Annotated in this window: 1 protein-coding gene; it reads left to right on the top strand. The window is 53.9% G+C overall.

The window, feature by feature from the left end:
• On the top strand, positions 1-260 hold a 260-nt coding region (locus KVS69_RS21200; RefSeq protein ID WP_254622306.1), incomplete at its 5' end, for a hypothetical protein.
• Positions 261-269: the final 9 nt, after the last annotated feature.

The raw sequence follows: 269 nt of genomic DNA, 5'->3' as shown, positions 1-269 counted from the left end.
AAATTTCGATTGCGGCAGCGGCGGAACGGGCCGGCTACCCCGCCATCATGCTTGCGCCCGTTGCTGCGGCAACTCCGGCCATGAATTGCCGGCGGCTGATCTCGATCATGATTCGCCCCAATTCATTCGAATTTATTTTGAAACATTCGAATGCTTCTGTAGCCGCGATCGATGACATTCATATGAAGTGGCCGAGGCCATTTACGTGGCTTCCTTGTCTTGTATCGCGCGTCTTCTACGTACGGATGACAACAGCGTGACTCGCGATC

Origin of the sequence: Stenotrophomonas sp. GbtcB23 (assembly GCF_019091045.1) — a bacterium.
GTDB classification, from domain to species: Bacteria; Pseudomonadota; Gammaproteobacteria; order Xanthomonadales; family Xanthomonadaceae; genus Stenotrophomonas; species Stenotrophomonas rhizophila_A.
This window is presented reverse-complemented; position numbering and strand designations above follow the sequence as displayed.